At 62.6% G+C, this 15065-nt stretch carries 14 protein-coding genes; 5 read left to right on the top strand and 9 right to left on the bottom strand.

Annotated features, from left to right (window positions below; translation table 11 throughout):
- The first annotated feature begins 414 nt into the window (after nt 1–414).
- From CCC_RS06035 to hemA, 3 genes are all read left to right on the top strand, one after another.
- Nucleotides 415–720 carry a hypothetical protein gene (locus tag CCC_RS06035; protein WP_009870284.1) on the top strand — a complete coding sequence of 102 codons (306 nt, stop codon included), beginning with the start codon at nt 415–417 and terminating at the stop codon, nt 718–720.
- A 113-nt stretch (nt 721–833) separates the two neighbouring features.
- The gene (locus CCC_RS06040) at nt 834–2213 is read left to right on the top strand and encodes an aspartate aminotransferase family protein (protein WP_009870283.1); all 1380 of its coding nucleotides are present in this window, start codon (nt 834–836) and stop codon (nt 2211–2213) included.
- Nucleotides 2214–2353: 140 nt separating this feature from the next.
- The gene (gene hemA / locus CCC_RS06045) at nt 2354–3592 is read left to right on the top strand and encodes a 5-aminolevulinate synthase (protein ID WP_009870282.1); all 1239 of its coding nucleotides are present in this window, start codon (nt 2354–2356) and stop codon (nt 3590–3592) included.
- Between the two features lie 178 nt (nt 3593–3770).
- Here the strand turns inward: hemA and CCC_RS06050 are convergent, their stop codons facing one another.
- The gene (locus CCC_RS06050) at nt 3771–6386 is read right to left on the bottom strand and encodes a bacteriohemerythrin (protein WP_041040317.1); all 2616 of its coding nucleotides are present in this window, start codon (nt 6384–6386) and stop codon (nt 3771–3773) included.
- A gap of 234 nt (nt 6387–6620) precedes the next feature.
- On the opposite strand from CCC_RS06050, the gene CCC_RS06055 reads away from it, so the two are divergent.
- Nucleotides 6621–7430, top strand: coding sequence for an FTR1 family iron permease (locus CCC_RS06055; protein WP_009870280.1), 810 nt, complete (start codon nt 6621–6623; stop codon nt 7428–7430).
- Nucleotides 7431–7462: 32 nt separating this feature from the next.
- Here CCC_RS06055 and padI read toward each other — a convergent pair whose 3' ends face one another.
- Genes padI through padE form a run of 5 tightly spaced genes read right to left on the bottom strand, consistent with a single transcriptional unit; the run spans nt 7463 to nt 12180 of the window.
- A complete protein-coding gene (gene padI, locus CCC_RS06060) occupies nt 7463–8872 on the bottom strand; it encodes an NADH-dependent phenylglyoxylate dehydrogenase subunit beta (RefSeq protein ID WP_009870279.1) in 1410 nt (469 codons plus the stop codon).
- Nucleotides 8873–8874: 2 nt separating this feature from the next.
- A complete protein-coding gene (padH, locus tag CCC_RS06065) occupies nt 8875–10110 on the bottom strand; it encodes an NADH-dependent phenylglyoxylate dehydrogenase subunit epsilon (protein WP_009870278.1) in 1236 nt (411 codons plus the stop codon).
- Nucleotides 10111–10115: 5 nt separating this feature from the next.
- Nucleotides 10116–11339, bottom strand: a complete 1224-nt coding sequence (gene padG / locus CCC_RS06070) for an NADH-dependent phenylglyoxylate dehydrogenase subunit alpha (protein ID WP_041040319.1) — start codon at nt 11337–11339, stop codon at nt 10116–10118.
- Nucleotides 11340–11341: 2 nt separating this feature from the next.
- Complete coding sequence (gene padF / locus CCC_RS06075) at nt 11342–11611, bottom strand: NADH-dependent phenylglyoxylate dehydrogenase subunit delta (protein ID WP_041040321.1); 270 nt, start codon at nt 11609–11611, stop codon at nt 11342–11344.
- Nucleotides 11608–12180 carry an NADH-dependent phenylglyoxylate dehydrogenase subunit gamma gene (padE, locus tag CCC_RS06080; RefSeq protein ID WP_041040323.1) on the bottom strand — a complete coding sequence of 191 codons (573 nt, stop codon included), beginning with the start codon at nt 12178–12180 and terminating at the stop codon, nt 11608–11610. The genes padF and padE overlap by 4 nt, the downstream gene beginning before the upstream one ends.
- 258 nt (nt 12181–12438) lie before the next feature.
- Here padE and CCC_RS22545 point away from each other — a divergent pair, with 258 nt between their 5' ends.
- Nucleotides 12439–12603 carry a hypothetical protein gene (locus tag CCC_RS22545; protein ID WP_009870274.1) on the top strand — a complete coding sequence of 55 codons (165 nt, stop codon included), beginning with the start codon at nt 12439–12441 and terminating at the stop codon, nt 12601–12603.
- 38 nt (nt 12604–12641) lie between these two features.
- Here CCC_RS22545 and CCC_RS06085 read toward each other — a convergent pair whose 3' ends face one another.
- Genes CCC_RS06085 through CCC_RS06095 form a run of 3 tightly spaced genes read right to left on the bottom strand, consistent with a single transcriptional unit; the run spans nt 12642 to nt 15063 of the window.
- Nucleotides 12642–13346, bottom strand: a complete 705-nt coding sequence (locus CCC_RS06085) for an ABC transporter ATP-binding protein (RefSeq protein ID WP_041040325.1) — start codon at nt 13344–13346, stop codon at nt 12642–12644.
- Nucleotides 13347–13357: 11 nt separating this feature from the next.
- Entirely contained in the window at nt 13358–14119 is a 762-nt protein-coding gene (locus CCC_RS06090) for an ABC transporter ATP-binding protein (RefSeq protein ID WP_041040327.1), read from the bottom strand.
- On the bottom strand, nt 14116–15063 hold the full coding sequence (locus CCC_RS06095) for a branched-chain amino acid ABC transporter permease (protein ID WP_041040329.1): 948 nt from the start codon (nt 15061–15063) through the stop codon (nt 14116–14118). The genes CCC_RS06090 and CCC_RS06095 overlap by 4 nt, the downstream gene beginning before the upstream one ends.
- Nucleotides 15064–15065: the final 2 nt, after the last annotated feature.

The raw sequence follows: 15065 nt of genomic DNA on the forward strand, positions 1-15065 counted from the left end.
CAACCAGTTTTTTGCGTCTCCGCAAAACCCGCCGACCGGGCCGTCCCGCCGCCCAAAACCTTCCGGTTCGTCGCGGCGAGGGGCGGGTTTTACGCGCCCCATCCGACCCTGTCAACCGCTCTTTTTACCCGAAGGCAAAACCCGTTGACCGGGCCGTCCCGCCACCCAAAACACCAGGGTTCCCGGCGGCGAGGGGCGGGTTTTATACCCGCCCAACCACGCCGTCAACCCCATTTATTTGGAGGCTGGCCGTCCCTCCCGAGTGGGGGAGACGAAATTTCATCCTATGCCTGAGCAGGTTCCGAAGCAAGCCCCTTCTGCCCCTGGAGGGATCGGGTTGGTGCCCTATTGTGTGGTGGCCCCACATGCCCCTTATATGAAGACCTGGGGCCATATTTATGGATGGGGATGATTATGGCGGCGAAATCGCGAACGGAAATCATTGACGATATCGAAGACTGCATCGGCCGTAACGGCGGCGAGTTCGGGCAGTGGTATGTGGGCTTTACCGCCAGCCCGAAGATCAAGCTGTTCTCCGGCCACAAACTGAAGCAAAGCGGCGATGCCTGGATCTCGCGCCTGGCCAAGGACGAGTTCGAAGCCCACGAGGTCGCCGAGTTCTTTCGCACCACGCGCAAGACCAAAGGACCTGGCGGCCAACCCGGCGACAATGACCTCTATGTCTATGCCTATAAGATGAAACCGCATACCAAGCCCTGAGGCTTGCCATGCTCGGGGCCTATAAGATGAAACCGCATACCAAGCCCTGAGGCTTGTTTCCCCCTGTTGGGCGGTTCATGCTGCGCCTCTCGTCGCTAACGTAAAGAGGCCCCATGCCGACGCGCGCCAGCAACCGAACCATTACCGAGAAGGATGTGGATTCGGTCCTCCACCCCTATACCAATCTGAAACGCCATCCGGAGGTGGGTCCGCTGGTCATCACCCGCGGCAAGGGCGTACGGGTCTATGACGAGGCGGGAAAGGACTATATCGAGGGCCTGGCCGGGCTGTGGTGCACGTCGCTTGGCTGGGGCGAGGAGCGGCTGGTCGAGGCCGCGGCGCGGCAGATGCGCACCCTCCCCTTCTATCACCTGTTCAGCCACAAGACCCATGACGTGGGCGTCGAATTGTGCGCCCGTCTGCTGGAGATGGCGCCCGTCCCCATGTCCAAGGTTTTTCTGGCCGGATCGGGGTCGGAAGCCAACGACACCGCCATCAAACTGATCCACTACCGATCCAACGCGCTGGGCCTGCCCCATAAGAAGAAGATCATCGCCCGCGAGAAGGCCTATCACGGCGTCACCGTGGCCACCGCCTCGCTGACCGGCCTGGTCAACAACCAGCGCTCCTTCGACCTTCCCATTCCCGGTGTGCTGCGGGCCGGATGTCCTCATCATTACCGCTTCGCCAGGCAAGGCGAGAGCGAGGAAGACTTTTCCTCCCGGTTGGCGGCAGAGCTGGAAGCGCTGATCCTGGCCGAAGGCCCCGACACCGTGGCCGCCTTCTTCGCCGAACCGGTGATGGGCGCAGGCGGCGTCATCGTGCCGCCCGCCGGATACTTCCCCAAGATCCAGGCGGTGCTGGACCGCTACGATATTCTTCTGGTGGTCGACGAGGTGATCTGCGGCTTTGGGCGCACCGGCAAGATGTTTGGCACCGAGACCTTTGGCATCCGCCCTGACATGATGACTCTGGCCAAGGGCTTGTCCTCGGGCTATGCGCCCATTTCGGCCTTGATGGTCAATGAGCGGGTCTACGGCCCCGTCGCCGAGGAATCAGGGCGCATCGGGGTTTTTGGCCACGGCTACACCTATGGCGGCCACCCGGTTTCCGCCGCCGTGGCGCTGGAGACTTTGAACATCTATGCCGAGCGCGACATCTTGGCCCATATCGCCAAGGTGGGGCCGGTGCTGCAGGAGGGTTTGGGGTCGTTCCGCGATCACCCCCTGGTGGGCGAGGCCCGCGGAATCGGCTTGATCGGAGCCCTGGAACTGGTGGCGGACAAGACCAGCCGGGCCCCCTTCCCGCCCGAACGGACCATGGGCGCCAAAGTGGTCGCCAGGGCACAGGACAAGGGAGTCATCCTGCGGGCCATGGGCGATGCCATCGCTTTCGCCCCTCCCCTGATCATCACGGAAGCGGAGATCGGGGACATGCTGCGCCGGTTCAAAGCCGCGCTTGACGAAGCTCATGGCGCGCTTGGTCTCGGATAACTATGTGATACTTCAGTCGAAAGCGCGGGCTCATTACATCTTGTACACTTGCGCCACAGCTTTTTGATCCACTAGGATCTGCGCACCGGCCCAAGCCCTTAGGGAAATTGAGGGGGATGACGGGCCGAGGGAGGAGAGGAATGGATTACGAGCATTACTTCACCAAGCGGATCAGCGACCTCAAATCCGAGGGACGCTACCGGGTGTTTGCCGATCTGGAGCGCCAGAAGGGCCGCTTCCCCATTGCTCTCAACTACCGCGATGGTGAGGTCCGCGAGGTGGTGGTGTGGTGCTCCAACGATTATCTCGGCATGGGGCAGCACCCGGAGGTGATCGCCGCCGCCCATGAGGCGCTGGAGCGTTGTGGCGCCGGTGCGGGCGGAACCCGCAACATCTCGGGCACCAATCACTATCACGTGCTGTTGGAAGAAGAGCTGGCCGCCTTCAATGCCAAGGAATCCGCCCTTCTGTTCACTTCGGGCTATGTGGCCAACCAGACCACCCTGTCGACGCTGGGCGCCACCATTCCGGGCTGCGTCGTGTTCTCCGACGAGCTCAATCACAATTCCATGATCGAGGGCATCCGCCACGGCCGTTCGGCCAAGCAGGTGTTCCGCCACAACGATCCCGAGCATCTTGAACAGTTGCTGTCGGCCTATCCGAAAGAGACGCCCAAGCTGGTGGCATTCGAATCGGTCTATTCCATGGATGGCGATATCGCCCCCATCGCCGAGATCTGCGACGTGGCCGAGGCCCACAACGCCATGACCTATCTGGACGAGGTCCATGCGGTGGGCATGTATGGCGAGCAAGGCTCCGGCGTGGCCGAGCGCGACGGTGTGCGCGACCGCATCACCATCATTCAGGGAACCCTGGCCAAGGCCTTGGGCGTTGTGGGCGGCTATATCGCCGCCTCGGCGTCTTGCGTCGATTATGTGCGCAGCTTCGGCCCCGGCTTCATCTTCTCGTCCTCCATGCCTCCAGCCACGGCCGCCGCCGCCCTGGCCTCCATCCGCTTCCTGCGCGCCCATCCCGAGATCCGCGACCGCCACCAGGAACGCGCCGCCACGGCCAAGCGCCTGCTGGCCGAACGCGGCATCCCCGTCCTGCCCTCGGTCAGCCATATTGTTCCGGTGATGGTGGGCAATGCCGCGCTCTGCAAGCAGGCCAGCGACCTGCTGCTCGACGAGTACGGCATCTATGTGCAGCCCATCAATTATCCCACCGTCCCGGTGGGCACCGAGCGGCTGCGCATCACGCCGACGCCGCTGCATGACGACGCCATGATGGCCCATCTGGTGGAATCTTTCTCAGCCGTATGGGACCGGCTGGATCTGCATAAGGCCCATCACCCGAAAGCGGTCAAGGCGGCGGAGTAGACAGCTTCCTGTCAGGCTGAGGACGTACTCTGAAACCAGTCGAGCCGAATCGCTCCAGCATGCCCTCGTTGGAGCAATCGTTCGGTTTGGCCCTCCCAAGACGAAGCCGGCGGGCTCCCCAACTCCCGCCGGCTTCTATCTTTTTGGGAAGACGCCCTGCGCGGCAGGGGCCGTCAGATCAATAAACGCCCTTGGAATTGAGATAGATCGCCGATTTGCGGTCCTCGGCCAAGGTATGGCCGACGATCCATTCCTGCAGGAAGGTCAACACCTCGGCCTCATTATAGCCGCGTCCCTCGGCCACCGCGGCCTGCAATTCGGTCAATTGCTCCAGCAGACGGGCGTGGCGGACACGATGGGCGCTGAGTTCCGGGTACTTGTAGCGGATCAGCAGCCCTTCCTCCTCGCTGAAATGAAAGCGGGCGTATTCGCGCAACAAGCCCATGGTTTCGGCCACCTCGGCGTCGTCCGTCTTGCGCTCCATCATGTCGAGAACGGAATTGCCGATCTCGAAGAGGCGTCTGTGGTGGGAATCGATGCGCTGCACCCCCACCGAATACTCCTCGTGCCACTTGATCAGGACGCGGGCATGCTCGCCCGCCTCGGCCATGGTCCGAGTCCGTTTGGTGCTGGCCTCGAACAGTTTCCAGCGCACGGACGGGATGTCGCGCAGGGTTTCGGCCGGAACCAGATAGACTTCGCAGCCCTCCAGGGCGCGGACCCGCAGCAGGCTGGGGATGCCGAAAATGGCAACCTCCTCGCCAAAGAAATCGCCGGGCTTTAAGGTCTCGAACATGTGTTCGCCCAGGAAGCGGCCAGCGCTTCCCGATTTCATCATGGCCACCAGACCAGGACCGGGCTCGATCAGCGCCTCGGCGGCGAAACTCTTCTGGCTCATTCCCTGAGCGATGCGGTTCAAGGACCTAGACGACACCACCTCACCGAACAAGGAGGTGCGCAGCAGGAACTCACGATGCTCCAACAGGCGCGAAACGCCCGAGAACACATTGTTGTAGCGCACGAATTCCAGATACAAGGAACACGGAATGGCCAGGGCCTGGACAAAGCTGGCGGCGCGGTAGGTCTCGGAGGCCGGGGTTCCGAACAACCCCGGCAACTCGCCGATCAAAGCCCCAGCCGACAGGACCGAGCGCATCTCGATCTCCATGGGGATCATCTCGACGCTGCCCGACAGCAGCAGATAGATGTGATCGTTGACCATCCGCTCCTTCACCAAGATGGTGCCGGGATTGAAGGTCACCACCGGATTGTTGAGCAACACCCGGATCTGATGGCGGGGAATGCCGGGGAAATAGGCGTCCAGGGCCTCATAGGCATAGGGCCAGATGAAGTCGTGATTGGATGGGATCAGCACATCCACCGTGCCGAAGGACGCCGATGACCCGATGGCCTTCTGGGCGCGGGTATTGCGCTGCGAGGTATGGGCCAGGATGATCTTGCCCGACTTGTCGTCACGGAAATCATAGGCATCGCCATGGATCATGCCGCCGCCCACGTCGATCTTCTTCACATCGGCGGGGACAAGGTAATCGGCGGCGACCTTGTCATACATGGCCTGACTGATGCCTGCCGCGTTCGCATCGTCGGTGACGAATCCCTGCAAAACCGACAGACGGCAGATATCGGCGAAATGGGCATAGGTGCGATAGCCCCCCTCCCACATGGCGCGGAAGTGAAAGACGGTGGTTTCCACCGGATGGGGGGAAAAGACCGGCATGACCTCAAGCCCATCGATGGAGTTCCACTCTCCTTCCACCAGGGGACGGACATCGAAATAATCCGAAAACGCCGCCTCTTCGATGGACAGCAGCGCCGCCACCTTCTTGGCCACCGAGGCGCGGACCAATGGCGTCGAATAGTATTTCAGCTTGTGATCCGAACGGATCAGGGTCGTCAGCCCGGCAAAGTGATCGTCATGGGAATGGGTGTGGAAGATCCCCTCGATCTCATTGACGCCGATGCCCAGCGCGTTGAGCGAGTAAAGGATATTGGGCCCGGCATCCACCAGATAGACTTTGCCCTGGAACATGACGATGGAAGACATGGAGGGACGATTGATGTCCCAACCATCGCCCTCGCCCGAATGGATGACCGCGAAATATTCGCGGCGAAGGCGGTAAAAGCCCAGCGGATAGGGCGATTCATAGGTCTCGAAGGACGGAAGATTGAGGTCGACGACCGCCGTCTCGCCCTGATAGCTGAACTCGAAGACATTGAACATCATGCGGCGCACGGCGACGCCGTTTCTGATCTCCACCGGCTCGTTATCCACCGCCAGGGTGTCGATCAAGTCGCCGGGATGGCGGATATTGCCGAAAGCAAAGCGCAGCTTCATGCGCATCAGCTCACGGGCCCGTTCCGGCGTCTCTCCGGCCTCGACAAGCTCTTCCTCGGTCACCAGACCGTAATTACCGCGATAGATATACTGCATCTGGGCCGAAACCTGATCGGCGCTGCCGATCAGCATGGGCTTGATGCCCGTATTGCCGGGGTGATCGGGCAGGATCATCCCCTGGCGATACAGCATCTGAAGGACGGGAAATTCAGCCAGATTGGAGAAGCTGCCATTCTGCACCATGGCGTCTGACAGCAATATGACGTTGGGCCCGGTCTCGAAGGGAACGCCGTTCACCTCGGTGGAAACAATCAGGCCCCGCTTCATCAGATGCTTCACCGCATCCGCGGGACAGCCGCACAACACTGAAACACCCGCCTGGGGCGCCTCGATCCACCAAACCCCGGTGGTCACCTCGATCTTACGCAGCAACGGCATCGCCCCCTCGGATCCTAAGAGGATCTGCAGGCGGTTCTTCGCCAGCAGATCCACATTGCATATATAGCACGATGGGGCGGGGCGACCACCCCATCACACCGGCATCTTTCAAGGCTTTACATTTGTCTTGCAATGACCTATCACAAGTATGGGATTAATGCAATTCGCTCGCATTTGCACCGCGCAGTGCTATGGATGAGAAATCGCATCGAAGATTCAAGCCTGAGGCCCCCCATGCTGGCATCTGCCGTGATCGTTTTCCGCGAGGTTCTCGAAGCCGCCCTGATCGTGGGTATCGTCCTGGCCGCGACCAAGGGATTGACCGGCAGCCGCCGTTGGGTTGCGGCGGGCATCGTGGGCGGGCTTTTGGGCTCGGCGATCATCGCCAGTTCCGCCGGGGCGCTGTCCGAGGCCGTGTCGGGCATGGGACAGGAACTTTTCAACGCCTCGATCCTGGGCGTGGCGGTTCTCATGCTGGGCTGGCACACCGTTTGGATGAGCAGCCATGGCCGCGAGATGGCCGCCGAGATGAAGCGGGTCGGCCATGCCGTGGTGGTGGGCTCGCGCCCGCTTTCCGTTCTTGCCGTGGTGGTGGGCGTCGCGGTGCTGCGCGAAGGGGCCGAGACGGTTCTGTTCGTCTTCGGCGTATCAGCCTCCGAAGACGGCGGCAAGCTGGCCACCGTGGCTGGTTGCGCCGTGGGCCTGGGAGCCGGGATCACCGTTGGCACCCTGCTCTATCGCGGCCTGCTGGCCATTCCCGCGCGGCATCTGTTTTCCGTCACCACCTGGCTGGTGACTCTGCTGGCAGCCGGAATGGCCGCCCAGGCGGTGACGTATCTGTCCGCCGCCGGTCTGATCGAGATTGCCACACAACCCCTGTGGGACACGTCATGGCTGCTGCCTGAAAACAGCATCGGCGGCCGTTTGCTCCACACACTGATCGGCTATATGGACCGGCCCAGCGGCGGCCAGTTGATAGCCTATGGCGCCACGTTGCTGGCCATCACCGGTCTGGCGCGCATGGTTGGCCGGCAGCACGCATAAAAAAACTCCCCGCCGAAGCGGGGAGCAAAGGGTCAGTTCCTGGCAATCTCCCGCCTCGCGGGCTGGGAAGATTCGGCTCCGGCCGGGGTGGAGGCTCCGGCCGGAGCCCGATGCGCCGCGGGAGGCGGAGAAGACTCCGCCGCCATCAGTTTGAGCAGCGCAACCTGCTCGTCCACCTTGGCCTGGATGTGGGCGAGCTGGTCGGGGGACAGATGCCGGTACTTGCCGATCATCTTGACGTATTCGGTAATGGGATAGGCGTTGTCGGGCGAGTGGGTGAAGCGCAGCCCGGTGGTATTGGTGTATTCCCACAGCGGATTGAAATTGCTGTCCACGCTCATGCGGCAGGCGTCGATCACCTTATTGGACGGAATGCGCCAGCCCGTCGGGCACGGCGAATAGATGTGGAGATAGGAAAAGCCCTCGAACGACGCCTCGATGGCGCGGTCCAGCTTCTCGTAGAGGTCCTCCATGTAGCCCGTCGACGCCGTCGCCACATAGCGGCACTTATGCGCCGTCATGATCAGCGGCAGGTTCTTGGCGTCCTGGGTCTTGCCCTTCATATGCTCGCCCACCGGGGTGGTCGAGGTCCAAGAGCCATAGGGCGTGGTGCCCGAGCGCTGCATGCCGGTGTTCATGTAGCCCTCGTTATCGACGCACACATAGAGCACCTTCTCGCCCCGCTCGGCGGCGCCCGACACGGCATGAAAGCCGCAATCGGCGGTCCCGCCATCGCCCGCCAGGGCCATGACCACGATGTCCTTGCGCCCGATGCGGTCGTAATAGCGGCGGATGCCCGACAGCATGGAGGCGGTATTGGTCAGCAGTGGATGGAACACCGGAACCTTGGTGCCGGTCTTGCCGTTATAGCCCACCGAGCCCATGCCGGGGATGCAGCCGGGCGGCGTGGCCAGCACCGAGTTGCGGCCGATCTTGCGCATGGCATGGCGCATGATCAGTTCCGAATTGCAGCCCTGACAACCGGACAGGCCGGGAACGAACAGGTCTTCCTTGGCGCCGTATTCGTTGAAGATGCTTCCCGCCTTGCGGAATTCCAGCGCACCTGTCGGGCAGACCTTGACGCAGGCCGGGTCGCCGTCGCACTGGTCGCATTTGGCGACGCGCGAAACATTGGGATCCACCGCGATGCCACCATAGACGCAGCCAGCGGTGCACAGAAGGCAGTCCACGCATTTGGCGGCATCCCAGCCGATCACCCCGTTGCCGCCGTCCTTGTCCAGGGCGCCAGAGGGACAGACCTGGGCGCATTTGGGATCGCCGCACTGGCGGCATAGCGCCGCCTCGTATCCGCCCGCCTTGGCGCCGGGCACGATGGAGATTCGGGACGCGCCGCTCTTGGCCTCGGAACAAGCCGTCATGCAGTCGCCGCAGCCATCGCAGAGCGAGGCCTTGAAGCTGATGCTGTCGAATGCCACGCCCATTGCTACCTCCACTGCTCGCTCATCAGGCGCCGCCCGGTTTCCACCGGATGGGCCAGGAAGGCGTCCTTGCATTCGGTCAAATCGATACGGCGGCGGATCAGTTCGCCCATGATGCCGACGTCGAAGGGCTCGTCCACGCTGGCATAGCCCACCAGCCGGTTGCCTTCCATCACCACGCGGCGATAGGCGCCCGCCTCGCTTTCCACCGCCTCCACGCCTTCGGTGGCGGCGGCCCGGCCGATGGACAGCGCCACCCGGCCGAAGAAGCGGTAGGTATTGACCGGCAATCCGCCCGCATAATCCTTGCGATAAGAATCTCCGGCCATGCCTTGTCCGGCGATCTTGCCCTGCTCCACCGCCGTGGGAATGATGCCGATCAGCGCTTTGCCGCCGGTGGCGAAGTCGGTGGCCTGGGCCACGTCGCCCGCCGCCCACACGCCGTCCAGATTGGTGCGCATGGCCTCATCAACCACCACGCCCTTGTCCACCAAGACCCCCGAGCCTTCCAGCCAGTCGGTCACCGGACGAACGCCGGTGGCCACCAGCAGTAGGTCGGCCGCAATGGTCGTGCCGTCGCTCAGTGTGAGCTTGCCCGCAGACGCCTCGGTGACCCGGTGGCCGAGCTTCAGGTCCACGCCATGCTTGGCGAAGGCCTCCTCGATGCGGGTGCTGGCCTTGGCGTCGAAATAGCCGGGCAGGACGTGGTCCTGCATCTCCACCACCGTGACCGCCAGACCGGCCTCGGCCAGATTCTCGGCGGCGTGCAGCCCCACCAGACCGGCGCCCAGCACAACGGCCGACTTGGCCGAGCCCATGGCGGCCCGCAACCCTTCGGCGTCGGCCAGACTGCGCAGCACATGGTATTTCACCCCGTCCAGCCCCTTGACCGGCGGAATGGCGGGAGCGGCGCCCGAGGCGACCAGCAAGGACTGGTAGCGCCAGACCTCGCCGCTTTCCAGGGTCACCGCCTTGGCTTTGGGGTCCAGGGACACGGCCCGCGCATTAGGCACATAGGCGCAATTATTGGCCGCGAAAAAAGCGGGGTCGCGCAGCAGTACCTTGTCGGAACCCGACCGTCCCGACACCACATAGGGCAGGATGGTGGGCGAATAGGGCAGTCGTTCGTCGCGGGTCAGCATGGCCATGGAGCCGTCCGGGTCCACCAGACGGATGGCGCGCAGCGCTTCCAGGGCGGCGTGGCTGGAACCGACGAGAAGGTATTTGGCCTCGGGCATCATCAACCTCAATCGTTCTCGTTCAGCCACACAGGACCGGCAGCCGTTTCGCCTCCGGCCAGACGGAAGGTGCGCTCCACCACTGTCGCGAAATGCTCGACCGTGATGTCGGCACCAGCCAGACCACCGATGAAGCTCATCATGGGAATACGGACCGGTTGGGCATACATGGCGGCCAACACCTCCTGGAAGACGGGGCCGCAGTTCCAGCCGAAGTTGACTGACCGGTCGACCACGCCGATGGCCTTGACCTTGGACAGCGCCTGAGCAATGCGGGCGGCGGGGAATGGACGGAAGGTCTTGATCTTGACCAGGCCGATCTTGCGGCCAGCCTCGCGCGCCGTATCCACCGCGTCCTTGGCGGCGCCGGTCATGGAGCCGATGGTGACCAGGGCCACCTCGGCATCCTCCATGCGATATTCCTCGATCAAGGGCGACCAATAGCGCCCGGTGCGCTTGCCCCAATCCTCGTGGGCTTCCTCGATGACACGCAGAGCGTCCTGCATTCCGGCGCAGATGCCCTTCCTGTACTTGACGAACATGGAAGGCCCGATCCCCCCCGCCCCGCCCGTCAGCGGGTCCACCGCCATGGGGCGCTCGGGGTCGAGACAGGCGTGCCAGTTGACCTGCTTTTCCCCTAAGAAGGCATCGACGACCGATTGTGGGGGCAACTCAACCCGCGCCACGCCATAGGACAGGTAGTTGCCATCGTGGTTGACGTTGACGGGCAACATCACGTCGGGATGCTCGGCCACCTTGTAGGCGATGGGGATGGTGTCGAGGATTTCCTGCTGGGTCTCGCAATACATGTGGATCCAGCCCACTTCCTTCACCGTCATGGCGTCCTGCTGGCCGCCCCATACGCAGGTGGGCGACACGGCATCGCGGGTGACCAGCGACACCACCATGGGCAGGCGCAGGCCCGGCGTGCGGAAATAGGGCTCGAACATGAAGGCCAGGCCCTGAGCCGAGGTGGCGGAATAGGTCCTGGCCCCGGCCAGCACCGCACCGTGCAGTACCGACAGCACGGTATGCTCGCCCTCCACATCCATCAGATCGGCGTCCATGCGGCCGTCGGCGATGAATTCGGCCAGATACTCCACCAGCGAGCTTTGCGGCGTGATGGGATAGACGGCCACCATGTCGGGACGCGACAGGCAGGCGCCCCAGGCGGCGGCTTCGTTGCCGTCGCAGACGATGACTTTTCCCGTAGTCGTTGGGAGCTGATTCATGGTCACCCCTCCGCCTCTTCAACCATCTTGATGGCACGGTGAGGACATTCCTCGGCGCAAATGCCGCAGCCTTTGCAGAAGTCGTAGTTGAAGTCGAACCACGCCGCCTTCTCGACCACGCACTGCACCGGGCAATACAGCCAGCAGGTGGCGCATTTGACGCAACGCTCGCGGTCCACAACCGGACGCAGAGCCCGCCAATCGCCGGTGAGCATGGTGGTGTACTCGGTGGCGATGGGACACATATTGTCGGGAACATTTCTGAGGCTCATGCCGCCTTCTCCTTGCCGAGATCAAGCACGGTGGTCTCGGCATAGCCGCGCCGCACCGCCTCGACGTTCTGCTTCAGTCCGGCGTCGCGGAAATGGGTTTCCTCCAGCGCCCGCTCCAGGGCCTCCACGCTCACCAGCCCGGTCGCCTTGGCGAAGGCGCCCAGCATGATGGTGTTGGTGATCTGGCGTTTGAAAATGTCCATGGCGATGCGCACCGCGTCGCAAGTGGCGACCCTGCCCACCAGATCCGGCACGTCCACATCCCCGGGCGCCTTTCCCGTGGCCTGGATCAGAGTGCCGCCCTTGGGCATCCCCGCGAACACATCCACGGCCCGCGCCACAGTGGGATCGATCACCACCACGATATCGGGAGAGTAAATGTTCGTGACACGGCGAATCACCGTATCGGAGAGACGGAGAAACGCCACGACCGGCGCGCCGCGGCGTTCAAAGCCGAAGGCGGGAATGGCCATGACGTGTCGCCCTTCCTCCACCAAAGCGGCGGCAAGAATGGCGGAAGCCAAGACGGCACCTTGTCCGCCACGGCCATGAAGGCGCACTTCATGCATGGTGTCCCGATCCTCCCGATAAGCTCTAAGCACCTTCCGGCTCGTCTCGGCCGGTTAATTCGGTATCTGGTTACCTATTACATTTTTTAAAGCCTGAAAGCAAGTTTCGTATCACGTTGCGCTGCAAAATCCGCGCCTACGAATTTGGTCTAAGGCGGTCGATTCTAGTGGATTTTAGAGTCAGGAATCCGCTACCTACTCCTTCAGGATAGTTTATACCTCCTTAGGGTAGGGAAATTTACGTAGCGAGCTGAAATCATGTACGATTCCTCTATAGATCCGAACGATATCAATCTGCGCAGCTGGATCACGCTGGGCGTCGTGGGCCTGGGCGCCCTGGCCATCGCGATCCTGTTTTCTCCTGCGGCCGGTCTTTACGATCTGGGACCCGCTCAGAAGCAAATCGCCGCCAGCGGACGCTGACGGCGATCAAGCTCTCCGAAGCCGGAGCGGGGCCGCCGTCACAGCCCCAGATAGGCTTCTTTCACCTTGTCGTCATTGAGCAGACGCGACCCGTCGTCGGTCAGCACCACGGCACCGGTTTCCAGCACATAGCCGCGATCGGCGATAGCCAGGGCGGCATAGGCGTTCTGCTCCACCAGGAAGATGGTCATTCCGGCTTCCTTCAGCGCCTGAATGGTGCGGAAGATCTCGGCGACCAAGAGCGGCGCCAGGCCCATGCTGGGCTCGTCCAGAAGCAGGACGCGCGGATTGGCCATCAGGGCCCGCGCGATGGCCAGCATCTGCTGCTGTCCGCCCGACAGGGTTCCGGCCGGCAGGTCCCGCTTTTTGTGCAGAATGGGAAACATCTCGTACATGCGGTCCATGTCGGCCTTGATATCGGGGCCATGGCGGCGATAGGCGCCCAGGCGCAGATTGTCCTCCACTGACATGGGGCCGAACACCTGACGGCCTTCGGGCGACTGGCTGATGCCGAGGCCCACCCGCTTTTCCGGCGCCATCTTGGTGATGTCTTCGCCCGCGAATTTGATGCTTCCGCCCGTGACTGGCTGAACGCCAGAGATACAGCGCAGCAAGGTGGTCTTGCCCGCGCCATTGGCGCCCACCAGGGCCACCAGTTCGCCTTCCCTGACCTGGACGTCGATGCCCTTCAGCGCCTGAATACGGCCGTAATGGCTGGTGAGATTGGAGATTTCGAGCAGCATTCCCGTCTCCATCAGCCGTGGGTGCCGAGATAGGCGCTGACCACTTCCGGATTGGCGCGGACTTCGGCCGGAGTTCCCTCGGCCAGCTTGCGCCCGTAATCCAGAGCCGTGATCTGGTCGGAAATGCCCATCACCATCTTCATGTCGTGCTCCACCAGCACCACCGTCACACCGGTGGCGGCCACCTTCTTGATGACCTCGTCAATCTCGCGGCTTTCGGTGGCGTTCAGCCCCGCCGCCGGTTCGTCCAGCAGCAAGAGCTTGGGCCGGGCCGCCAGGGCGCGGGCGATTTCCAGACGCTTCAAAGCGCCATAGGGCATGGAGGCCGCATCGGCGTCCACATACTTGGCCAGACCGACAAACTCCATCAGCCCGGCACAGTATTCGCGGCATTCGCGATCGCGCCGGGTCACCTTGGGCAGGCGCAGCAGCGAGGGCAGAAAACGGCGGTCCAGATGCAGGTGATGGCCGACCATGACGTTCTCGATGGCCTGCATGTTGAAGAAGATCTGCAGGTTCTGGAAGGTGCGGCTCATGCCCAGTTCGGCCAGTTCATAGGGCTTCATGCCCGACACCAGACGGTCCTGGAACAGCACCCGGCCCGAACTGGGCGTATAGACGCCGGTGATCAGGTTGAACAGCGTGGTCTTGCCTGCGCCGTTGGGGCCGATGATGGAGTGGATATGCCCCGCCTCCACCGAGAAGGTCAGATCCTCGACCGCATGGACGCCACCGAATTCCTTGGAGAGCTTTTCGACTTTCAGAAGGCTCATTTCCCGGCCTCCCGGCGCTTGAGACTGGCAAGCAGGCTGGGCAGCAGACCCTTGGGCATGAAGATCATGGTGCCCATCATGATGGCGCCCAGGATCATGGCCTCGTACTGCTCCACCGCCGCCAGAAGCTGGGGCAACAGGGTCAGGATCACCGCGCCGATCAGCGCGCCATAGATGGACGCCATGCCGCCCAACACCACCATGGTCACCAGTTCCACCGAATGGAAGAAGCTAGAGATATCCGGCGTGATGAAGCCGTTCTTATGGGCGAACAACGAGCCGACGATGGAGGCGAACACCGCCGAAACCACGAAGACCAGCACCTTGTAGCTGGAGGTATCGACGCCGACCACCTCGGCTCCCACTTCGGAACCATGCACGGCCCGCAATGCCCGGCCCACCGGCGACTGGATAAGGTTCAAGGACAGCCAGACCGCCAGGACCAGCAGCACGCCGGTGACCCAGTACCACATCTGGTCACCCTTGACGGTGAAGCCCAGCATCTTGAAATTGCCCACGCTCATGCCGTCGGGACCGCCGGTGATACCGGCCTCGGTCTTCAACACGATATGGATGATGATGCCGATGCCCAGAGTCGCCATGGCCAGGTAATGGCCTTTCAGCTTCAGGATGGGCCGCGCCACCACGAAGGCCAGGACGCCCACCACCGATGCCGACAGGACCAGCGCCCCGATGGCGGGCATGCCGTAGCGCTCGGTCAGGATGCCGCTGCCATAGGCCCCCAGGGCGAAGAACCCGGCATGGCCCAGGCTGATCTGCCCGGCATAGCCGATCAGAAGGTTCAGGCCAACACAGAGGATGGCGTTGAACATGGCGTTGACGCCGACATCGTAGAAATAACTGTTGGAAAAGCCGAGGGGGGCGACGGTGATGAAGATCGCCAGGGCCGCCAGCCCGCCGGTTCGTGCTGTCATAAGATTCATGG

Origin of the sequence: Paramagnetospirillum magnetotacticum MS-1 (assembly GCF_000829825.1) — a bacterium.
GTDB lineage: Bacteria > Pseudomonadota > Alphaproteobacteria > Rhodospirillales > Magnetospirillaceae > Phaeospirillum > Phaeospirillum magnetotacticum.

Excerpts from the sequence above, each read along its gene's own strand:
- CCC_RS06050 (WP_041040317.1), bottom strand. The coding sequence starts at position 6,386 with ATGCCGTTGCTGCGTAAGATCGAGGTGACCACCGGGGTTTGGTGGATC.
- CCC_RS06055 (WP_009870280.1), top strand. The coding sequence starts at position 6,621 with ATGCTGGCATCTGCCGTGATCGTTTTCCGCGAGGTTCTCGAAGCCGCC.
- padH (WP_009870278.1), bottom strand. The coding sequence starts at position 10,110 with ATGATGCCCGAGGCCAAATACCTTCTCGTCGGTTCCAGCCACGCCGCC.
- CCC_RS06035 (WP_009870284.1), top strand. The coding sequence starts at position 415 with ATGGCGGCGAAATCGCGAACGGAAATCATTGACGATATCGAAGACTGC.
- padI (WP_009870279.1), bottom strand. The coding sequence starts at position 8,872 with ATGGGCGTGGCATTCGACAGCATCAGCTTCAAGGCCTCGCTCTGCGAT.
- hemA (WP_009870282.1), top strand. The coding sequence starts at position 2,354 with ATGGATTACGAGCATTACTTCACCAAGCGGATCAGCGACCTCAAATCC.
- CCC_RS06095 (WP_041040329.1), bottom strand. The coding sequence starts at position 15,063 with ATGAATCTTATGACAGCACGAACCGGCGGGCTGGCGGCCCTGGCGATC.
- padF (WP_041040321.1), bottom strand. The coding sequence starts at position 11,611 with ATGAGCCTCAGAAATGTTCCCGACAATATGTGTCCCATCGCCACCGAG.
- CCC_RS06040 (WP_009870283.1), top strand. The coding sequence starts at position 834 with ATGCCGACGCGCGCCAGCAACCGAACCATTACCGAGAAGGATGTGGAT.
- padE (WP_041040323.1), bottom strand. The coding sequence starts at position 12,180 with ATGCATGAAGTGCGCCTTCATGGCCGTGGCGGACAAGGTGCCGTCTTG.
- CCC_RS22545 (WP_009870274.1), top strand. The coding sequence starts at position 12,439 with ATGTACGATTCCTCTATAGATCCGAACGATATCAATCTGCGCAGCTGG.
- CCC_RS06085 (WP_041040325.1), bottom strand. The coding sequence starts at position 13,346 with ATGCTGCTCGAAATCTCCAATCTCACCAGCCATTACGGCCGTATTCAG.
- CCC_RS06090 (WP_041040327.1), bottom strand. The coding sequence starts at position 14,119 with ATGAGCCTTCTGAAAGTCGAAAAGCTCTCCAAGGAATTCGGTGGCGTC.
- padG (WP_041040319.1), bottom strand. The coding sequence starts at position 11,339 with ATGAATCAGCTCCCAACGACTACGGGAAAAGTCATCGTCTGCGACGGC.